Here is a 20,392-nt window from a genome sequence, read left to right on the forward strand (position 1 = left end):
GTTTCTTCTCTCTCTCGACACGCGTTTGGGTCTGTCGCTCCTGAAAACCGCACTCAGGCAGCGCCTTGGAGCGCAGTGCGGATCTGCGCTTCAGCCGAGGCCGTAGCCGCCTTTACGGCGTCGGGGCCGTAAGCAGTCCCCTCGACACGGATCAGCTCGATATCGGTCAAGCCGACGAAGCGCAGCAGGTGCATGAGGTAGCCGGTCTGGAAGTCGAACGACGCGTATTGTCCTTCAGAGAAGACGCCGCCGCTCGCCACGACGAGATAGACCTTCTTGCCGGACAATAGACCCTTGGGGCCGTTCTGGTCGTATTTGAACGTGACGCCCGGCCATGTGATGTAATCGAACCATGCCTTGAGTTGCGAGGACGGACCGAAATTGATCATGCCCGAACCGATGACGATTGTGTCGGCGGCCTTGATCTCATTGACCAGCGCTTCGGCGAGCCCGACGGCTTGCGCCTGTTCCGGCGTACGTGCTTCCGGCGACGCCATACGGCCATTGATGAAGGCCGGTGTGATATGCGGCAGCGGCTCCGCCGAAACATCGCGTGTCGTCAGCGTGGCGCCCGAGTGGGCCTTAAGCCGTTCGGCGATCTCAGCCGCGAAACGGCTGGACAGGCCTTCGGCACTGCGTGGGCTCGAAGTGATGAGAAGGATGCTGGTCATGCTTGCTCCAGGTCTCTCAGTGATTGGCGATTGCAGGAGCAGCGCGAACGAACTCCTTGTTTGAAACCTGCTCGACGAGGAACTTCGCGAGATTTCCTCTCGATAGTTTCGTGCCGAGCTTGGATTTTCCGTACCAGCCGACGTCGATGGTCCCGCTGGCCGGGCCATCCCTGAGGTTCGGAATCCTCACCAGCGTCCAGTCCAGCCCTGAATCCCGAACCAATTCGGCAGTTGCTCTGATGTCGTCTACGCCCTTGCGCGCAATCAGCTTGAACAGCATCAAAAACGAATGGGCCTTGAGGTCGAAGCTATCTTCCGGATCGCGATAACTCGCCGTGGAGATTTGAATAAGGCGATGAACACCCAGCTTCTTCATGACCGAGACGATGTTGCCGACACCGTGCATGATCGGCCGGTCGCCCTTGATCTTGAGACTGTTGGGTCCCAGTGCACTGATGACCGCCGTAGAACCACGGATGCACTCGGCCATCGCCTTCACGTTCGTCAGGTCGCCGACGACGATTTCAATTTTTCCTTGGTAGTCCTTCAGTTTGCTGGCATCGCGCGTATAGACCGACAGGCTGTAGCCTTGCCTGAGCGACTCCTCGATGATGTACCGTCCGGTCGGACCGGTTGCGCCGAATAGCGAAATCTTCATTGCTCTTCCTCGCGAAATCACTGCTGCGAGGCGGAGCCGCACCGACAATGGTGCTGGGACCAAGGTTGGAAAGTGTCATTCTTGTCAGCCATGCATGCATTCCTTTGGTTGGTATGTTTTGCTGACTAGATGATTGGAGTAGACTGCCCGACAGACAAGAACGTAGATTTTTGAGGCCTAGTCACATGCGTATGACCGACCCCATTCCACTCCAGCCCGGAACGTATCCCGGCTGCGGGCCCGTCAAAGAGGTCCTTGGGCGCATGGGCGACAAGTGGACCATTCTCGCCATCACGGCGCTGGTCGAGCAGCCACGGCGCTTTAACGAGTTGAAGCGTTCGATAGGTGGGATTTCGCAGCAGATGCTCACCCGTACGCTCAAGGCGCTCGAGCGCGACGGGATGGTGACGCGGAAAGTTCATCCGAGCGTCCCGCCTCAAGTCGAGTACAGCCTGACTGATCTCGGAAAGTCGCTTGCCGTACCGTTGATGCAGCTGGCGACCTGGGTGGTGGATCACATGAGCGAGATTGAAGGCTCTCGCGAATTGCACGACCGTCGCGAAGAGAAACTCCGAGGGAATATTACGCCGGCCCATCAAGGCTAGTCAGGACGCAGGCGTTTCGTAGTCACTCTGAATCTGCCCAAACATTGTCGTTTGGCGCACTTCTGCGCTCGATCGGCGCAGGACGCCGGCAGTACGGGCGATGGCTCTTCGTTTGCCCGACGGGTCAACCAAATCCAGTAGCCAACACAATGGGATCGCTACTTTGCATGGGGTTGTTTTCCGCCTCTTTTGGGATCTGATCGAATCCGTCCCGGGTATGAGCTCTGAGCCGCGCCTCACGCTAGGCCAGAAACGTCCGAAACCGCCGCAGCGCGATCGCGAAGAAGGCGCTGCCGATCACGGCGAGCGCGAGGAGCTGCGGCCACACCGCCTCCAGGCCCGCGCCGCGGAACAGGATCGCCTGCGCCAGCATCACGAAATGGGTGTTGGGCGCCGCCAGCATGATGTCCTGGACGAATTGCGGCATGCTCTCCCGCGGCGTCATGCTGCCCGAGAGCGTCTGCAGCGGCAGCAGGGTCATCATCAGGAGCAATCCGAACTGCGGCATCGATCCGGCGACGGTGGCGAGGAAGATGCCCATGCTGGTGGTCGCAAACAGCTGCAGCGCCGCGCCGAGCAGGAACAGCGCGACCGAGCCGTCGATCGTGACCGCCAGCCATCCCTTCACCACGAAGACGATCGACAGCGCCGAGGCCGCCAGCACCACCAGGCCCATCGACCACACCTTGCTGACCATGATCTCCAGCGGGGTAACCGGCATCACCAGCAGATGCTCGATCGTGCCGTGCTCGCGCTCGCGGATCAGCGCCGCGCCCGTCAGGATGATCGAGAGCATGGTGATCGAGGTGATGACCTCGTCGATGGCGCCGAACCAGGCTTTCTTCAGCTCCGGGTTGAAGCGTGCCCGCAAGGTGAGCTCAATCGGCGCGGTCTGCGCATTGCGCGTCCGCGCCAGGAACTCCGCGACTTCCGCGCTGACGATCTGTTCGACATAGCCGCCGCCGTTGAAGGCCTGCGATATCCGCGTCGCGTCGATGTTGAGCTGAATCGTCGGCGACTTCCGTGCCAGCAGGTCGCGCTGGAAGTCCGGCGGGATGTTCAGCGCAAAGGTGTCGAGCCCGGCGTCCATCCGCCGGTCCATTTCATATTGCGAGATCAGGTGCGGCTCGGAAAAGTACGGCGGCGTGAATGCCAGGTCGATGCGGCTCGAAACCGGGGAGCGGTCCTCGTCGACGATGGCGATCGCGGCGCGGTTCAGAGTTTCCGGCAGCGCCTTGGCACCGGCATAGATCGCGAGCGTGAAGGAGTAGACGATCAGCACGAGCAGCATGGGGTCGCGCACCAGGCCGCGCAGTTCCTTGACGCCGAGCTGAAACACGTTGTCGAAGCGCATGGTCACCGAGCCTGTTTCTTCAGCAGCATCGCGCCGGCAATCACCAGGATGGGCACCATGACGGCGAGCGCCAGCAGATCGTTGTGGAGCGTGTCGAAGCCGAGGCCCTTGGAGAAGGCGCCGCGCGAGATCGTGACGAAATAGGTGGTGGGATAGAGCCGGCCGATCGCAGCTCCCAGGCCTTGGAGCGATGATACCGGATCGATCAGGCCGGAATACTGGATGGCGGGAATCAGCGTGATCAGGACGGTGCCGAACAGCGCGGCGATCTGGCTTTTCATGAAGGCCGAGATCACCAGCCCCATGCCGGTGGTGGCCGTGACGTAGAGCAGCGCGGCGAGCGCGTAGGTCGCAAAGCTTCCGGTGAAGGGGACGCCGAAGACGGTGAGCGCGAAGCCGACCAGGAGCAGGAAATTGGCGAAGGCCAGCACGACATAGGGCAGCTGCGTGCCGAGCAGGAACTCCAGCCGCGTCACCGGCGTGACGTAGAAGTTGACGATCGAGCCCAGCTCCTTCTCGCGCACCACGGCGAGCGCGGCGAGCACGGCCGGAATCAGGACCAGCAGCAGCGGGATGATGCCGGGCGCCATCGCGACGACGCTGATGACGTCGGGATTGTAGCGGTAGCGCACTTCCAGCTGGTAGCTGCCGGCGATCGCCGCCTCGCCATAGAGCTCGCGGCCCTTCTGCGCGAGCCAGTTCGCGTGGATCGCCTGCGCATAGGAGCGCAGCGTCTCGGCCCGCGTCGGATTGGCGCCGTCGACCCAGGCGCCGATCTCGACATGGCGGCCGCGGCTGACGTCGCGGCCGAAGCCGGGGGGCAGCTCGATTGCGAGGCCGATCTCGCCGGCGCGCATGCGGCGGTCGAGATCGGCGTAGTCGCTGATCGGGGGCTTCTCGGTGAAATAGCGCGAGCCCGCGATCTGGAGGCTGTAGTCGCGGCTGATCGCGGTGTCGTCGCGGTCGAGCACGGCGAAGCTCAAATTCTCGACGTCCATGCTGATGCCGTAGCCGAGCACGAACAGCAGCAGCACGCTGCCGAGGATCGCGAGCGTGGCGCGGATCGGGTCGCGCCGCAGCTCGAGCGTCTCGCGCCGGGAATAGGCGAGCATGCGCGTCGGATTGAACCCAGCGCTGCGGCGCCGGGCGGGCGTTGGGCTCGCGGATGCGGGCGGCGAGGCGGTTGCCGGCTCGCCCGCCGGCTCTGCCGTGTCTGCGATCGCCTCTTCCAGGCAGGCGATGAAGGCCTGCTCGAGCGTAGCGGTGCTGTGCGCCCCCACGATGGCTGCGGGCGAGTCCGAAGTCAGCACCTTGCCGGCATGCATCAGCGAGATCCGGTCGCAGCGCTCGGCCTCGTTCATGAAATGGGTCGAGACGAAGATGGTGACGTTGTCCTTGCGGGAGAGCTCAGCCAGGATCTGCCAGAAGCGGTCGCGGGCCACGGGATCCACGCCGGAGGTCGGCTCGTCCAGGATGAGGATATCGGGCGCATGGATCATGGCGACCGCCAGTGACAGTCGCTGCCGCAATCCAAGCGGCAACGCATCAGGCAGGGCGTCCGCGATGTCGGCAAGATCGAACCGGGCAATCATCTCGTCGACGCGGGCGGCGATGGTGTCCGCCGGCAGCTCGAACAGGCGCGCGTGCAGGTCGAGATTCTGCACTACCGTGAGCTCGGAATAGAGCGAGAAGCCCTGCGACATGTAGCCGATGCGCCGCCGCACCGACATGTCGCCGGCGTCGATCGTCTTGCCGAACAGCCGCGCGGTGCCTTCGCTGACGGGCAGGAGACCGGTCAGCATCTTCATCGTCGTGGTCTTGCCGCAGCCGTTGGAGCCGAGAAAGCCGAAGATCTCGCCCTTCCTGATGCGGAAGCTGACGTCGTCGACGGCAACGAAATCATTGAACCGTCGGGTCAGGTGGTCAGCCTCGATCGCGATCTCGTCGTGATCCGGTCCGCGCGGCGGGATGACGACATCGCTATGGCTGCTGCGATCTGCTTCCGGCAACAGACGGATGAAGGCCTCATCAAGCGTATCGGCGCCGGTCTGCCGTTTCAGTTCTGCGGGCGTTCCGGTCGCCAGCACGCGGCCGGCATTCATCGCGATCAGGAAATCAAACTGCGCAGCCTCTTCCATGTAGGCGGTCGAGACGATCACGCTCATGCCGGGCCGGCTGCTGCGGATCGCGCTGATCAGCTCCCAGAACTGGCGCCGCGAAAGCGGATCCACCCCGGTGGTCGGTTCGTCCAGGATCAAGAGCTCGGGATCGTGGATCAGCGCGCAGCACAGGCCGACCTTCTGCTTCATGCCGCCGGAGAGTTTTGCTGCGGGTCGGTCGGCGAAGGGCGTGAGGCCGGTGTCGCGCAGCAGGCCGGCGATCCGCCTGTGCCGCTCCGCCTTGCCGTGCCCGAACAGGCGGCCGAAGAAGTCGATGTTTTCGAATACCGATAATGTCGGATACAGGTTCTTGCCGAGGCCCTGCGGCATGTAGGCGATGTCGGGGCACACATTGCGACGGTGGCGCGCGCTTGCCATGTCGCCGCCGAGTACGTGGATACGGCCTTCCTGGATCGCGCGCGCGCCCGCGATCAGGGCGAGCAGGCTTGATTTGCCGACGCCGTCGGGGCCGATGATCCCGACCATGCAGCCGGACGGCAGGTCGAGCGTGATGGACTCGAGCGCCCGGGTCTTGCCGTAGCTCAGGCCCACGCCTTCCAGATGCACCACGCTGCCGACGGCAGCCGGTGCTTCGGCTGCGGCAGTCGTGCTCATCTCGTCAACTTGATCTTGAGGTTGTCGGGCCATTGCGCGGCTGGATCGAGCTGCACATAGGCCATGCCGGGAAGGCCGGTCTTCACCTGCTCGATGTGCTGGCGCAGCAGGTCGGGCGCGATATGCGCCTTGATGCGGAACATCAGCTTCTGGCGTTCCTCCTCGGTCTCGACGGTCTTGGGCGTGAATTGTGCGACGTCGGCGACGAAGCTGGCCTTGGCGGGGATCACATATTGCGGGATGGCGTCGAGCACGAGGCGGACCTCGGCGCCGATCGCGACGCGGCCGGCCTCGGCCGTCGGCAGGAAGAACGTCATGTAGACGTCGCCGAGATCGACCATGTTGAGGACGCGGCCGCCGGCGGCGAGCACCTCGCCGGGCTGCGACACGCGATACTGCACGCGGCCGTCGCGCGGCGCCTTCAGCACGCTGTCGTTGAGGTCGGCGTTGATGCTTTCGATCGCGGCCTTTGCCGCGTCGACCGCGGCGCCGGCATCGATCACCATTGCGCGTGAGGAGCTGATCGCGGCTTCCGAGGCGGCGACCTGGGCCTGGGACGCGGCGAGCGCCGCTTTCGCCGTGGCGTTGGCGGAGCGATCGTCATCCAGGACCTGCTGGGACACCGCACTCGTCCTGATCAATTGCTCGGAGCGGTCGAGCTTGCGGCTGGCGGTGTCGAGCTGGGCGATGCGCTGGTCGACCACGGCTTCGGCGGCCTTGCGTTCGGCCTCGCGCTGGTTCACCAGGTTCTTCGCGGTCTCGACATTGATCGTTGCGCGTTGCAGCTGCGCTTCGGCCTGGCGGCGCTGCGCCTGCAGCTGCTCAGTGTCCATGCGGGCCAAAACCTGACCCGCAGTGACGAAATCGCCTTCGTTGACCAGGATCTCGCGGATCCGGCCAGGCGTCTTGGTGGCGATGTCGATCTCGACCGCCTCGATGCGGCCATTGCCGCGGGCGAAGCCCCCTGGCAGCGCGTTCGAATCTCGGTGCTGCCAGAAGTAATAGCCGCTGCCGGCGAGCAGAATGGCGAGCGCGGCGACCACGCGACCGGGAGTAAAGTTCATCGGTTCATAACGCCGTGCGGCGGCGCCCATTGTTGAGACATCTGTCCGGCCGCTGAGTGCGCGGACGGGGCGGCCTCAACATTGCAGCGAATTTTGCATCGCAACTTGATGCAGATCAGACGCAGCGTACTGCCTCTATTTTGGGCGGGTCCAGTTGCGCGGAGGCGGGCGAGCAGGATGGTCCGCTGACATCGGAGCTTGCCGCATTCCCTCACGATCATCATCTTCCGTACTGCTTCGACAGCTCGACAACAGCGAGTGAAGCCGCTCGAGATCGTCGTGGTCAACACCAGCGCCGGCGCCGGGAGATCACCGTCAGCGCGGGAAACGAGCCGCGAGCGGGAAACAGCGGTTCGAACAGCATGCGCGGCAGCATGAAGGTCATGACATGGGCAAGGCCGCTGCCGTCGGCCGGGATAATGTGGGTCTGGTTAGGCTGCGTCATGTCGATCAGGCAGATGTCGCCAGCGCGCTGCATCGATGCGCGACCATTGGCGACCATCTCGGTGCCGCCGGCGAGATACATCGCGGCCTGGAAATGATCGATGCCGCCGCGTGACACATGCTCTGCCGTGCGGTCGTAGCGAAGCGCACTGGTCCGGGCCTCGAGCAGCACGGCGTTGCCGAAATGAAGGGCCGAGGAGGTGACCCGAAAGTCCTCGATCTCGCCCGCAACTTGAACCGAATGGCGGTATCGGTGGTTGCGCTTCCCCGCAACCAGTTTCGGACTTTGCCGGCTCCGATGAGACGAAAATGGCCCGCTTCGCGCGGGCCATTCGTGATTTTGGGGAAGGATCGCGAGCCGTCTCAAGCCGGGACGAGGTTGTGGCTAGTGCCAATCCGCTTGAGTCGGTCAGCAATACGGCACGTCTGTGAACCGTGCCGAATCTGGCCGGGTCGGTGAGGCAAACTGAGGCACTGTCATCGTAACTCACAATCCGCGGACCAGCAGCGCGCCGCAGCAACTGCTTATTCGATGACGATCTCGCCGATCATGCCGTGGTCGGCGTGCGTGCGGCCGTCAGCCGCAACGATGCCGCAGCGCAGGTCGGTAACGCGGCCGGTCGCCACCGGCACGAACCACCATTCCGCCGTTTGGCCGGGATAGACCTCAATCTCGCGGATCGCCCCCTTGAACTCGGCGAGCGCCGCCAACTTGCCGTCGCGTGTCCCCATGGCCTGGACTTTGCGCGTGTAGATGAGCTGCGCGAAGCCCTGCGAGGTGAAGTAATGCGCGTCGTTGCTCGGGTTCTTGAGCACCAGCTTGTAGAGCTTGCCGGTCTCGAACCTCAGCTTGTTTGGCACGAACACGTGCTGTCCTGGCTTGCCGAGCTCGATTGTGACCTCGATCGGCTCCTGCCCCGCCAGGTTACCCGCGGCACACGCGCCGCTCGCGAATGCCATCGACAACAGACCAACGACAGCTAGTGTCGAGGTGAAAGAAAATCTGCGCATGATCGTCATCCTCCTTGCTCGCCTGGTTGGCGCTTCATCCGTTTCAATCCCGTCAAAGATAGAAGTCCATGAACGGCTCGCGGCCGTTGTGGTATCTGCTGCTCCGCATTCAGACGTCGAAAATGAAATCATATTTGTGAATGGCGGAGGGACGAACGCCAATCAGTTCGATGTGGTCATCGCCGACCGACACGACGGCATTGCCTTGCACAGATGAGATGCGGACATCATTCCAGCCGAGATTTTCTGCGTGCTTGAACTCGAGCTTGTCGACGCCGGGCTGGAAGTCGGTGATCGTGGCTCTGGTCCCGCCCTTGTCGAAGACGAAATAGTCGGCACCGCCCAATCCCGTGAGTGTTTGCTTTCCAGTGCCGGCGAACAGGAAATCTCCCTGTGGGCCGCCGACGAGCGTGTCCTTGCCGTTCGATCCGATGACGAGCTGTCGCTCATCGGGATCCTCCGACTCCACGCCGCCCTTTAACCCGGTGTGTCGTGTGTACGCGATGAAGACATCGTCCTGAATGTGTTGGGTATCGGTGTTGCGGAGGATGATGTCGGCGAGCGTCGTCTGCTCGATCTGCTGCAATGTCTTGGCGTCGAAGCCCTGATTTTCGAACCAAAATCGGTCGCCATCGCGCAAGGCCCCGAACTGCATGGCGATGACGGTTTGGAAAGTCTCGCCGACGAGCGCGCCAGCGGCATGATTCTCGGCCAGCCCCCCGGTCCAAAGGTCGATCAGGTCGACGTTGTTCGAGAAGACCTCCTTCAAGGCGGCCCGCGTTCCCGGATCGCTGGTGATCTGGTCGATCTCCGTATACCGGGCGAGGCCGAGCGATTCGCGTACGTCGTTGAGGGATCCGACACCGAAATCGCGCTCACGCTGGATGTTGATCGCGGCGAGATCCATGCTCACCGGCGGGTCGAAGAGGAAATTGCGCAGGTCTTCGACGATGCGAACATCCATAGCCTGCGACGGGTCGCCCGCCAGATGGCGCAACTGCCCGTCGGCGCCGCCGGACGCAACGAAGTCCGATGGTGGTGCGAAGAAGATATCCTTGAGCTCACGCTCCGTTCCTTCGATCACCTCGCCGTTCTCCGCCAGGCTCTCGGTTTCCGCGGAGACGATTGAATGCCCGAAGCGGAAGGCGATGTTGAACTCAAGCGAGAGGCGCGGGTCCACGCTTGCGTCGTAACCGCTGTAAGGCGCAATCGCATCGTCGCCGAGCAGGTTCGGCAGAAATTCCTTATACGTGATGTTCGCGATCTCCGCCGTGACGATGGCTCGCGCATAGTTGTAGAGCTGATCGCCGCTCCAGGTCGGGTGCGCATTGTGCAGCTTGTCGACCTGATAATTGTGTTCGCGCACGAACAGCGTCTGCAGCGAAGTCAGCGCAAAGTTCTCCGCGGCGCGCGGATCGCCGGCGGCGAACATGCCGTTGACGATCGGCAGATTGCCTCCCTCCGAAACCTTCATGTGTCCGTCGGGCAGGCGTAGGCTCGTCGCCGTCGCCACGTTGGAGCCGTAGACCATAGAGGCATCGAGCCAGCCGGTGCTGAAATTGAGGGGAGTGGCCGGGTTGTCCGCGCTCGTTCCGCTCGACGGATCGATAATCGCTCGGGTCATGGGCATGATCGCACCGTCGCCGAACACGGGGTCGCCGTTGGGCACCACGATGCTGATGTCATTGATGCCGTCGCTGCGCGTCAGCGTCAGATCGTGATCGATGAACTGGCCCCAGGCGTACATGAATGCCGACACGCCTTGCTCGTTGGGGACGTTCGCGTCGCCCTCGCCGACAACGACGTTGCTGATGGTCCGCGGGTTGGGGCCATCGAGCGGCTCGGAAATGCCGTCGCCGAAATGGGCGGAGCCAATGCGGTCGACCGCCGTACCGGCGGCGTTGAGGTCAGGGTCCGTGAGATTGTTTCCCGAACCGTCGAAGCTGCGGAACTGGAGCGTCGGCAGGGGCGGCTGCGGGCACCCATGCCCAACCTGATGGCCCTGGATAGCCCAGTGGACCTCGCCTGAATGACTGCCGCTCGGCTTTTGGAAGCCAGCCCAGAGGAACGCGCCGGGCCCGTCGTCAAAGTCGAAAGGGTTCTGCTTTGGGCGAAACTCGGTTGGCCAAGTCGGTCGCAGCCCCCGCATATGTGCCTCCCTAGAACCGATGCGAGTGAGAATGATTTGCATCAGTAATGCAAATGCGAATTAGTTGCAATAGATTCGCAAGAGGCGGACCGCGTCGGCGAGAGGAAGGGGTCGTCAGGGCTCGGGCAGATTGCCGAGTTTGTCGAGAGGTGGTGGCCGCGATGGGGTAGCGCTCAAGGCCTTCCGCTCAAATTGCGGCTTGAACCGATTGTCGGTATCGGTGGTTGTGCCTCCTCGCAACCAAATTCGGATTGACCGGATCCGAGGACACGAAAATGGCCCGCGCGATGCGGGCCATTTTTGTTTGGCGATGGGATCGCCGCGCTACCTCGCCGCGGTCTGCCAGGCGAGTAGCCGCTGCTCGACCAGTGACATCGCAATCGACGTCAAATATCCGGTCGCACCGAGCAGGATGACGCCGGCGAAGAGGTCGGCGGATCGGAACGCGCGCGCCGAGAGCAGCACCCAGTGGCCAAGGCCGTCGAGGCCGGCCAGGATCTCGCAGACCACCGAGAGGATCAGCGCGACCGTCAGGCTGAGCCGCATGCCCGCGAGGATATCCGGCAATGCCGAGGGCAGGGCGATCTTGCCGATGATGGCGGTGCGCGACATCTGCAGCGAGCGGGCGACCTCATAGAGCCGCGGCTCGACGGCGGCAAAGCCGTGAATGGTTGCGAGCATGATCGGCCAGATCGCGCCGAACGCGATCACGAACAGCGCCATGCCTTGCGTCAGCCCGAGCATCGCGATCGCGACGGGGATGATCGCCGAGACCGGCAGGGGCCTTAAGAATTCCAGCGACGGCGCGACATAGGCGCGCATCATCTTGGACGAACCGATCAGCGCGCCAAGCGCGATGCCGGCGATCGAGGCGGCGAACCAGCCATAGGTCATGTGCTCCAGCGTGCCGATCAGCTTGCCCGCGAGATCGCCGCTGGAAAAGCCGCGCACCAAAGCGGCCCAGGCGCGGTCCGGACCGGGCAGGAACACCGGCGACACCAGCTTCAGATTGGTGACGAGCTGCCACGCCGCGATGAAGCCGGCCGCGACGAGGACGCTTGCGACACGCCAGAGGATCGCCGCACGGTTCATGGATTGTCTCCGGCGAGCGCGGCGCGGCCGAACAGGTGGCGCTGGGCCGCGATCAACAGGATGTTCAGCGCGTAGCCGATCGTGCCGATCCAGACGAGATAGGCCAGCATCAGGTCGGCCCGCAGCGCCTGCTGCGCCAGCATGATGCCGGCACCCAAGCCGATCGGGTTGATGGCGATCTCGACGGTGACCGCGACGATCAGGGCGATCCCGGCCGACAGGCGGAAGGCGACGAAGATCCGCGGCAGCGCGGCCGGGATCACGATCTTCGCGATCCGTTGCGGCGCGCTCAGCCGCAAGGCCCGCGACACTTCCATCAATCGCGGCTCGATGCTGCGCACCGCGCTGCGCGTCATGATCAGCATCGGCCAGACGCAGGCGAACGCCACGATCACGATCTCCATGCGGTAGCCGAAGCCGAGCGCGATCAGCGCAATCGGCAGCAGCGCGATCGAGGGAATCGGGCGGATCGCCTCGACCGTCACCTCCATCAGCCGGTCGAGGGCACGCGAAATGCCGAAGGCAATGCCGAGCGCAAGCCCGATGGCGCTGCCGATGGAAAGACCCGCGAAGGCAGCGAACAGCGTGTCGCGGGTCGCGATCGGAATCGAGAGATCGGCGAGCGCCGTGGCCAGCGCCGCGAGGATTGCGCTCGGCGGTGCCAGGCTGTCGCTTTGAAGATGGGTGAGGCGCGCCCACAGCTCAAACGCCAGCATCAGCGCCAGCGGCAGCAGCAAGGGCTTCGCGCGGTCGAGGCTCAATGTTCGGTCGCCTTGATGAAGTCGAACAACTGCCGGCGGAGCCGCAGGAATTCCGGATGCTCGCGGGTGGCGAGCTGGTCGCGCGGACGCGGCAGGTCGACGTCGAGCTCGATCCCGATCCGGCCCGGATGCGGCAAGAGGCCGATGACGCGGTCGCCGAGATAGATCGCCTCGTCGAGATCGTGGGTCACGAAGATCACGGTGGTCTCGCTTGCCTGCGTCAGCGACAGGACCTCGTCCTGCAAGCCCTGCCGCGTCATCGCATCCAGCGCGCCGAACGGCTCGTCCATCAGCAGCGTGGTCGGCTCCTGTGCAAGGCAGCGCGCGATCTGCAGGCGTTGCTGCATCCCCCCGGACATTTCCGTCGGATATTTGTCGGCATGGCCGGGCAATCCGACCTTGCGCAGCAGCGCCTCGATGCGCGCACCGCGTTCGCGCGCCGGCACACGCGAGGCTTCCAGCGCCAGCGAGATGTTTCCGGCCGCGGTCCGCCACGGCAACAGCGCCTTGCCGTAATCCTGGAACACGATCGCGACCTCGCGCCGCGGCTCGGTGATCTCTTCGCCCTCAAACGTTACCGCGCCGCTCGTGGGGCGATAGAGGCCCGCGGCGAGCCGCAGCGCCGTGGTCTTGCCGCAGCCGGAGGCGCCGACGATGCAGAGGAATTCGCCCGGCCGCACCTGAAGGTCGAGATTCTCGATGATGGTCTTGCCGCCGAGCCGCAGCGTCGCGGCGTTGAACGCGATCAACGGTTTCTGCCGCCGCGCGGCGCGCGCCTCAATGAGCCTTGCAACGACGCTCATGATTGCTCCTCGCCCACCTGCGGATAGACGAAATCGATGGTCGAGTGCAGATGCGCCGCCAGCATTTTCTGCGCGGCGGCCACGTCGCGGGCGAGCACGTGGTCGGCGAGCATCTGGTGACTGCGGATGAATCTCTCGCCGCTATCGATGGCGCTCATCATCACGCGGCGGTAGCGGTAGGCCTGGTCGTAGAGGTCGGAGTGGGCGGCCAGCATGCGCCGCGAGCCGCAGGCGGCGAGAAGCGCGGTATGAAAGCCCTTGTGCAGCCGGTCGAACTCCGCCGCGCCCTCGCGGAATTCATTGCCGGTGCGTTCGATGTGTCGGCGCATCTGGTGCAGCGCGCTGATGATTCCGGCCTCCCAGGCAGCATCGCCGTGGAGGATGGCGAGCCTGACGGCCTCGATCTCGACCGCCGTCCGCATGCAGGTGATGTCGGCGAGATCCTCGCGGCTGACCTCGGCGACGCGGAAGCCGCGCTGGCCGATCCCGACGATCAGGCCGCGCGACATCAACCGCGACAGGCCTTCCCGCAGGGGCGTGGCGCCAATATCGTAACGGTGCACGAGGTCGACGATGCCGAGCCGCGATCCCGGTGCGAGATCTCCGGCCAGGATGTCCTGCTCGATGAGGTTTGCGGCACGCTCGCTCAAGGTGCCGGCTTCCGTCGGCGGACGTTCGAGAGTGCGCTCGGGAGCTGGCATCGTCGATATCCCTTAGTTCAGCACCAGTTTCGCGGTGTCGAGCTTCGATTGCAGCATCTTCTGCGACGACATCACCTCGATCCACCAGCTGAGGTTTTGCGGCTTGAGGTTCGGCTCGGACTGGTTCGGCGGCGTCGCCTTGACGAGATCGAGCGGCTGCTTGGTGAACTTGGCGATCGAAGCCGAGGCCTTCTCGCGGTCGCTGTTGACGATCGCGGCGGCCTCCGCGACGGCTTCGCGAAATTTCTTCACAGTCGCTACATTCTTCTCCGCCCAGTCGCGCGATGCGGCATAGAAGATGATCGGATCGGTACGGCCGAGCTCGGCGCCGTACCGCGCGCCGACCGAGCCGAGCCCCGCATTGCTCATGCGCGTGACGAACGGCTCGGCCGTGAGCACGGCATCGACGCCGCCTGACTTGATGATGTCGGCCATGGTCGGGAAGGTGACTTCGACGAAATTGACGCTTCGGGGATCGACGCCTTTCTCGACCAGCCATTTCACGAAGAGCACGTGCAGGAAGGCGTTCAGGCCTGGCGCGCCGACCTTCTTGCCGATGAAATCCTTGGGATCCTTGATGGTGATGCCGTTGCGGACGAAGGCCGCGATCGCGGTGTTCGAGGTCGGGTTCATGACCGAGGCGCCGGCGATCGCGACGAGGTCGAGGCCGCCGTCGACGGCCTGGAGGAAGACGGTGGAGGTGGGGCCGCCGACCTGAATCGAGTTCGACAGGATCGCTGCCGGGATGTTGGAGTTGATGGCGATCGGCGTCATCTCGACCTCCAGCCCGTGCTTTCTGAAAATGCCTTCGTCGACCGCGACCATGGCCGAGGCGCAGTCGGAGGTCGCCGTGCAGCCGATCTGGATCTTGGCCTGCGCCAGCGCGGGCGCCGTGGAAGCAACGGACACCCCAAGGCCCACCGTGAGACCTGCCAATACCGCCCTGACCTGTGTCCCTCTCACCGCGCTCTCCCGATTTGTATTTTTCTATCTTGTTTATCGATATTTTATCTGATCATATATTTCGAACGATAACAAGGGGTGCCCAAGGTGAAACTCGCAACTTTCAGATCGGCCGGTCAGGAGAAGATCGGCGCCGTCCACAGCAACGACAGCCAAATGTTCGATCTCGCCGTCGCGGCCGCGCGGGACGGCGGGGCTGACCCCGCCTTCGGCTCGATGCTGGCGCTGATCGACGCCGGGCCCCGTGCGCTCGATCGGGCCCGGGCTCTGCTGGACAAGCACGGCCAGGATGCGACGCTGTCGGCGGCGGTCAGCGCCGTCGACATCCTCGCGCCGGTGCCGGAGCCCAGGCAAATGCGCGACGGCATGTCGTTTCCCTTGCACATCCTGCAGGCGCCGCGCGGGCAGCAAAAGCTCGCCGCGCGTGCCAAAGGCGACATGGCGGAATTGGCGCGCATCGACGCCGAGCCGCTCGGCGAATTGCCCGAGGTCTATCGCAAGCAGCCGATCTTCTACATCACCAACCGCTTCAGCGTCCGCGGCACCAACACCACGGTGAAATGGCCGCGCTACAGCAAGGTGATGGACTACGAGCTCGAATTCGGGATCATCACCAAGAACAAGGGGGCGAACATCACGCCGGCGAAGGCTGGGGATCACATCTTCGGCTACACCATCTTCAACGATTTCTCCGCGCGCGACGCCCAGCGCATCGAGATGGAGGGACGGCTCGGCCCCGCCAAGGGCAAGAGTTTTGACGGCGGCAACGTGATGGGGCCCTGGATCGTGACGCCGGACGAGATCGGTGATCCCTACAAGCTGAAGATGGAAGCGCGCGTCAACGGCGAGACCCGCTCGAAAGGTGTGAGTGAGGGCATGCTGTTTTCGTTCGAGGAGATCATCGCCCACGTCTCCCAGGACGAGACGCTGATGCCCGGTGAATTCATCGGCTCCGGCACGGTCGGCAATGGCTGCGGCCTCGAACTCGGCTGGTTTCTCGAGCATGGCGATACGATCGAGCTCGAGGTCGAGAAGATCGGCATCTTGAAGAACCGCGTCGAGCAGCAAGACACCTGAAGGGGACGTCTGAAGGCGCGGTTGACGCCGCCAACGAGACCAATCGACGAGGAAGCGCCATGACGAGCAAGCTGATCGACATCTCCGTCCCGCTCCAGAACGACGTGCCGGCCGATCCGCCTGGCAATCATCCGACGATCCAGTACATCAATCACCAGCAGGGCCTGCCGCGCATGCTGCAGTTCTTCGACGGGCTGAAGGCCGAGGATCTGCCTGATGGTCAGGGCTGGGCGGTGGAGCAGGTCAGCCTCTCCACCCACAACGGCACGCATCTCGATGCGCCCTGGCATTTTCACCCGACCATGAATCGCGGCGAGCGGTCCTGGACCATCGACGAGGTGCCGCTGGAATGGTGCTTCCAGCCCGGCGTGAAGCTCGACTTTCGGCACTTGCCGGACGGCTATGTCGCCACAGTCAAGGACGTCGAGGCCGAGCTCAAGCGCATCGGCCATGAGCTGAAGCCGCTCGAGATCGTCGTGGTGAACACCAGCGCCGGCGCCAAATATGGCCGGCAGGACTACGTCACGTCGGGCTGCGGCATGGGCTATGAAGCAACCATGTACCTGCTCGAGCGCGGCGTGCGCCTGACCGGCACCGACGGCTGGAGCTGGGACGCGCCGTTCGTTCACACCGCGAAGAAATACGCCGAGACGAAAGACGCCAGCCTGATCTGGGAAGGCCACAAGGCCGGACGCCATATCGGCTATTGTCATCTCGAGAAGCTGCACAATCTCGAACTACTGCCGGCAACCGGCTTCAAGGTGTCGTGCTTCCCGGTCAAGATCGAGCGCGCCTCGGCCGGATGGACGCGCGCGGTCGCGATTCTGGAAAGCTAGCTTTCTCGAGGCCGGCAAACGCGGAGCCGCCGCCGGCCTGTCGCTGATTGCCTTTACCCTTGATGGAATCGAATCCGGTAGTCGTGCGGCAGGACGTTCAGGCGGCGGCGGAACGCGCGGCGCAGATGCTCCTCGCTTTGAAAGCCTGCGCGCGCGGCGATTTCCTTGATAGGGGAGGCGGACTCTTCCAGCGCGCGTCGGGCGGCCTCGACGCGAAGCTCTTCCACCGCTTTGGCCGGGGTGCGGCCGGTCTTCCGGCGAAACACGCGCGCGAAGGTGCGCGGGCTCATGCCGGCTCGTTCGGCGAGACTTTCGACGCGCAAATCGCGGCCGAGATTTTCCTGCATCCAGCTCGAAATTGTTTCGAAAGCGCGGTCTTCCGAGGCCTGCATTGACAGCGGCACGCTGAATTGCGCCTGCCCGCCGGGCCGCTTGAGGAAAACGACGAGCCGGCGCGCGATGCGCATGGCCTCGCGATGGCCGAGATCATCTTCCAGCAGCGTGAGCGCCAGATCGATGCCGGCCGTCACGCCTGCCGAAGTCCAGATGCCGCCGTCATGCACAAAGACCGGATCGACCTGAACCGAAACGTCGGGATGTTTGGCACGCAGCAGGTCACAGGAACCCCAATGGGTGACCGCGCGCCGCCCGCGCAGCAGCCCGGCCGCAGCCAGAACGAATGTACCCGTGCAGACCGAGCAGACGCGCCTTGCCTTCGGTGCCGCCAGGCGAAACCAATCGACCAGCGCGGCTTCTGCAGCGGCGCGATGGACGCCGGGACCGCCACCCACCATGAGGGTGTCGATGTGCTTGTGGTCGCAGTCAGCGAGGGCGGTCGTCATCACCTCCAGACCGGACGAGGTTTTGACCGGCCCGCCTTTCAACGAGCAGATCTGCCAGACATAGGGCGCTTGCCCCGCTTTGGACGTTTCGCAGGCCAGCTCGAAGGCCTGTAGCGGCCCGGCGAAGTCGAGCAAGAGGCAGTCGTCGAACAGCACGAAGACAACGCGGCGGGGGGCGGAACGGGCCATTGGCAGCGCCTCGAGCAGGGACGGCTTGGCAGGAATTGCGTGTGTTATGACATTTCGGCAAATGCCCTCCGCTGTCAACATGGGTCATCCATCGTAGGAGGGTTCGATGTCTGGCAAGCGGATCGAAATCGGAATTCTGTACTATCCGGGGATGACGCAACTGGACGTCACCGGACCTTTCGAAGTGTTTGCCCGCCTGCCGAACGTCCGCATGCACCTGTTGTGGAAGCGTATCGAGCCTGTCGTCAGCGACGTCGGTCTGCCACTGCTGCCAACCACGACGTTTGCCGACTGCCCGGATCTGGACGTGTTCTGCATCGGCGGCGGTCCGGGACAGGTCGCCACCATGGACGATGACGAGGTGATCGCCTTCGTTCGCGACAAGGGTGGATCGGCGCGCTACATCACCTCGGTTTGCGCCGGCTGTCTGATCCTCGGCGCCGCAGGCCTGATCGACGGATACAGGTCAGCCTGCCATTGGCTGATGAGCGACCAGCTTGCTGCCTTTGGCGCCATCGCCGTCGACGAACGCGTCGTGGTCGACCGCAACCGCATTTCCGGCGGCGGTGTTACCGCCGGTATCGATTTCGGTTTTCAGGTCGCCGCCGAACTCTGCGGCGAAGACGTTGCAAAGAACCTCCAGCTGATGCTGGAATATCAGCCGCAGCCGCCGTTCGACATCACCGTGCAGAATGCGCCGCGTGAGCTGATTTCCCGCATGCGCCGCGAGGCCGAACCTTGGCTGCAAAAGCGCGCAGCCGCGGTGCAGAAGGCGGTTTCTAAACTCAAGGCGAAAGCAACGGCGGCTTAAGCTCGTTCGGACCAGGGAGGAAAGCCACAAACGCTGTTAGAAAGGTGTTCGCATGAACTGGCACGGCCGCATCGCTACCCTTCTCGTCGTTGGGACTTTCATCGCATCTTTTCCGCCCACCCGCGCCGCCGAACTCTCCGGTAGCGTGGTCCGGATCGGCATCATCAATGACCAGACCGGACCATTGTCCGACCTGTCGGGATCGGGCTCCGTCACCGCGGCCAGGATGGCGGCGGAAGATTTTCAGAAATTGGTGCCGTCGATCAAGGTCGAGATTTTGGCCGCCGATCACCAGAACAAGCCCGATATCGGCGTCGGCATTGTCCGCAAATGGTTCGACGTCGACGGCGTCGACATGGTCGCCGACGTCTCCAATTCGGCCGTGGGGCTGGCGATCCAGTCGCTGGCGCGCGACAAGAACAAGATTGCGGTCTATTCGGCGGTGGCGACCACCGAACTGACGGGCAAGCAATGTTCGCGAAACGGCCTGGCCTGGTTGCACGATTCCTACAATCTGGTGTCGGGGCCGATCCGCACCCTGGTCAGCCAGGGTTACGACACCTGGTTCTTCATCGCGGCCGATTACGCATTCGGCAAGAACATGGTGTCGGAATCGCAGCGCGTGCTGGCGGCCGCGGGCGGCAAGTCGCTCGGCGCGGTGTATCACCCGATTGGCAACGCGGACTACAGCTCGTTCATCCTGCAGGCGAAGGCGTCTGGCGCGAAGGCGATCGCCTTCGCCAATGCCGGCGATCAGCTGGTCAACCTGATGAAGCAGTGGAACGAGTTCGGCATGAACACGGGAAACCAGAAGCCCGTGGCCGAACTGATGTTCGACACCGATGTTCATGCCATGGGCCCGAAAATCGCCATGGGCCTGACCACGCTGACGGCATGGTACTGGGCGCTGGATGACGAGAGCCGGGCGTTCGGCCAACGCTTCTTCAAGCTTCGCAACGCCATGCCCACGGCACCGCAAGCCGCGGTCTATTCCGGTGTCAGCCACTATCTGAAGGCTATCGCTGCCGTAGGCACGGATGCAACGGATCCAGTGCTGGAGAAAATGCGCGCGACGCCCGTCGACGATTTCTACGCGCGCGGCGCGCGCTTGCGCGAGGACGGCAAGCTCGTGCACGACTTCTACCTTGTGAAGGTGAAGGACCCGTCCGAGGTCAAGGCACCCTGGGAGTACTATAACGTGCTGGAGAAGGTGCCAAGCGGCGAAGTCTACGCTTCGCTGGCTGACAGTGAATGCCCGCTGGTCAAGCGCGGTCATTGAGGTTGGAGTGCGGCAGTCGACCTCTTGATTGATGTTCTTTAGCATCCGAATTTGTTCGGCGCCGCCCAGAAGCCTCAGTAAGCGCAACTCGCTCGCCGCCGAAGGCGCAGCCAGACCCCGGCCTGCCGACCTCCTGGGATGATGCCACTATGCTCCTGTTTTGCCCGACGAAGCAAATCACGGGAGGCGTCATTCGGAACGGGTAGCGACGATCGCGGCCAATTCCCCTCGGCTCGCCTGGGCGAGCCGGACGGGCTGGTCAAACCACGGTCCCTCGGCTTTTTGGCTCCCGAAGTCCTGCCCGACCC

The 20,392-nt window shown here is 63.7% G+C and carries 19 protein-coding genes; 5 read left to right on the top strand and 14 right to left on the bottom strand.

All coding sequences use genetic code 11. The annotated features are described in order from the left end of the window. Window positions 1-53 precede the first annotated feature (53 nt). The gene (locus tag P0R31_RS32315; RefSeq protein ID WP_275518625.1) at window positions 54-671 is read right to left on the bottom strand and encodes an FMN-dependent NADH-azoreductase; all 618 of its coding nucleotides are present in this window, start codon (window positions 669-671) and stop codon (window positions 54-56) included. Window positions 672-687: 16 nt separating this feature from the next. Then, window positions 688-1,329: an SDR family oxidoreductase gene (locus P0R31_RS32320; protein ID WP_275518626.1), complete on the bottom strand. Its 642-nt coding sequence runs from the start codon at window positions 1,327-1,329 to the stop codon at window positions 688-690. Window positions 1,330-1,514: 185 nt separating this feature from the next. Here P0R31_RS32320 and P0R31_RS32325 point away from each other — a divergent pair, with 185 nt between their 5' ends. After that, window positions 1,515-1,934, top strand: a complete 420-nt coding sequence (locus P0R31_RS32325; RefSeq protein WP_275518627.1) for a winged helix-turn-helix transcriptional regulator — start codon at window positions 1,515-1,517, stop codon at window positions 1,932-1,934. A 241-nt stretch (window positions 1,935-2,175) separates the two neighbouring features. On the opposite strand, the gene P0R31_RS32330 is transcribed toward P0R31_RS32325, so the two are convergent. The 11 genes from P0R31_RS32330 to P0R31_RS32380 all read right to left on the bottom strand — a co-directional run bounded on the left by P0R31_RS32330 (window position 2,176) and on the right by P0R31_RS32380 (window position 15,023). Beyond that, the gene (locus P0R31_RS32330) at window positions 2,176-3,288 is read right to left on the bottom strand and encodes an ABC transporter permease (RefSeq protein WP_275518643.1); all 1,113 of its coding nucleotides are present in this window, start codon (window positions 3,286-3,288) and stop codon (window positions 2,176-2,178) included. A gap of 2 nt (window positions 3,289-3,290) precedes the next feature. Continuing rightward, window positions 3,291-6,062: a ribosome-associated ATPase/putative transporter RbbA gene (gene rbbA / locus P0R31_RS32335; RefSeq protein WP_275518628.1), complete on the bottom strand. Its 2,772-nt coding sequence runs from the start codon at window positions 6,060-6,062 to the stop codon at window positions 3,291-3,293. Continuing rightward, the gene (locus P0R31_RS32340; protein ID WP_275518629.1) at window positions 6,059-7,126 is read right to left on the bottom strand and encodes an HlyD family secretion protein; all 1,068 of its coding nucleotides are present in this window, start codon (window positions 7,124-7,126) and stop codon (window positions 6,059-6,061) included. The genes rbbA and P0R31_RS32340 overlap by 4 nt, the downstream gene beginning before the upstream one ends. Window positions 7,127-7,409: 283 nt before the next feature. Further along, window positions 7,410-7,742, bottom strand: coding sequence for a hypothetical protein (locus tag P0R31_RS32345; protein WP_275518630.1), 333 nt, complete (start codon window positions 7,740-7,742; stop codon window positions 7,410-7,412). Window positions 7,743-8,095: 353 nt separating this feature from the next. Further along, window positions 8,096-8,581 (bottom strand): hypothetical protein, encoded by a 486-nt coding sequence (locus P0R31_RS32350; RefSeq protein ID WP_275518631.1) that lies wholly within the window; start codon window positions 8,579-8,581, stop codon window positions 8,096-8,098. Window positions 8,582-8,690: 109 nt separating this feature from the next. Further along, window positions 8,691-10,730, bottom strand: a complete 2,040-nt coding sequence (locus tag P0R31_RS32355; protein WP_275518632.1) for a peroxidase family protein — start codon at window positions 10,728-10,730, stop codon at window positions 8,691-8,693. A gap of 324 nt (window positions 10,731-11,054) precedes the next feature. Then, window positions 11,055-11,822, bottom strand: coding sequence for an ABC transporter permease (locus P0R31_RS32360; RefSeq protein ID WP_275518634.1), 768 nt, complete (start codon window positions 11,820-11,822; stop codon window positions 11,055-11,057). Next, the gene (locus P0R31_RS32365) at window positions 11,819-12,583 is read right to left on the bottom strand and encodes an ABC transporter permease (RefSeq protein ID WP_275518636.1); all 765 of its coding nucleotides are present in this window, start codon (window positions 12,581-12,583) and stop codon (window positions 11,819-11,821) included. The genes P0R31_RS32360 and P0R31_RS32365 overlap by 4 nt, the downstream gene beginning before the upstream one ends. After that, a complete protein-coding gene (locus P0R31_RS32370) occupies window positions 12,580-13,386 on the bottom strand; it encodes an ABC transporter ATP-binding protein (protein ID WP_036020982.1) in 807 nt (268 codons plus the stop codon). The genes P0R31_RS32365 and P0R31_RS32370 overlap by 4 nt, the downstream gene beginning before the upstream one ends. Continuing rightward, on the bottom strand, window positions 13,383-14,087 hold the full coding sequence (locus P0R31_RS32375; RefSeq protein WP_275518637.1) for a GntR family transcriptional regulator: 705 nt from the start codon (window positions 14,085-14,087) through the stop codon (window positions 13,383-13,385). The genes P0R31_RS32370 and P0R31_RS32375 overlap by 4 nt, the downstream gene beginning before the upstream one ends. A 12-nt stretch (window positions 14,088-14,099) precedes the next feature. Then, a complete protein-coding gene (locus P0R31_RS32380; protein WP_430516879.1) occupies window positions 14,100-15,023 on the bottom strand; it encodes an ABC transporter substrate-binding protein in 924 nt (307 codons plus the stop codon). A gap of 114 nt (window positions 15,024-15,137) precedes the next feature. Here P0R31_RS32380 and P0R31_RS32385 point away from each other — a divergent pair, with 114 nt between their 5' ends. Then, window positions 15,138-16,127, top strand: a complete 990-nt coding sequence (locus P0R31_RS32385) for a fumarylacetoacetate hydrolase family protein (RefSeq protein WP_275518644.1) — start codon at window positions 15,138-15,140, stop codon at window positions 16,125-16,127. A gap of 59 nt (window positions 16,128-16,186) precedes the next feature. Further along, window positions 16,187-16,963, top strand: a complete 777-nt coding sequence (locus tag P0R31_RS32390; RefSeq protein ID WP_275518639.1) for a cyclase family protein — start codon at window positions 16,187-16,189, stop codon at window positions 16,961-16,963. 53 nt (window positions 16,964-17,016) lie between these two features. Here the strand turns inward: P0R31_RS32390 and P0R31_RS32395 are convergent, their stop codons facing one another. Continuing rightward, window positions 17,017-17,994, bottom strand: coding sequence for a GlxA family transcriptional regulator (locus P0R31_RS32395; protein WP_275518640.1), 978 nt, complete (start codon window positions 17,992-17,994; stop codon window positions 17,017-17,019). A 106-nt stretch (window positions 17,995-18,100) separates the two neighbouring features. On the opposite strand from P0R31_RS32395, the gene P0R31_RS32400 reads away from it, so the two are divergent. Next, window positions 18,101-18,805 carry a DJ-1/PfpI family protein gene (locus P0R31_RS32400; protein ID WP_157283137.1) on the top strand — a complete coding sequence of 235 codons (705 nt, stop codon included), beginning with the start codon at window positions 18,101-18,103 and terminating at the stop codon, window positions 18,803-18,805. Between the two features lie 52 nt (window positions 18,806-18,857). Then, window positions 18,858-20,084, top strand: a complete 1,227-nt coding sequence (locus P0R31_RS32405) for an ABC transporter substrate-binding protein (RefSeq protein WP_275518641.1) — start codon at window positions 18,858-18,860, stop codon at window positions 20,082-20,084. The last annotated feature ends 308 nt before the right edge of the window (window positions 20,085-20,392 follow it).

Origin of the sequence: Bradyrhizobium yuanmingense (assembly GCF_029167105.1) — a bacterium.
Classification (GTDB): Bacteria; Pseudomonadota; Alphaproteobacteria; order Rhizobiales; family Xanthobacteraceae; genus Bradyrhizobium; species Bradyrhizobium yuanmingense_A.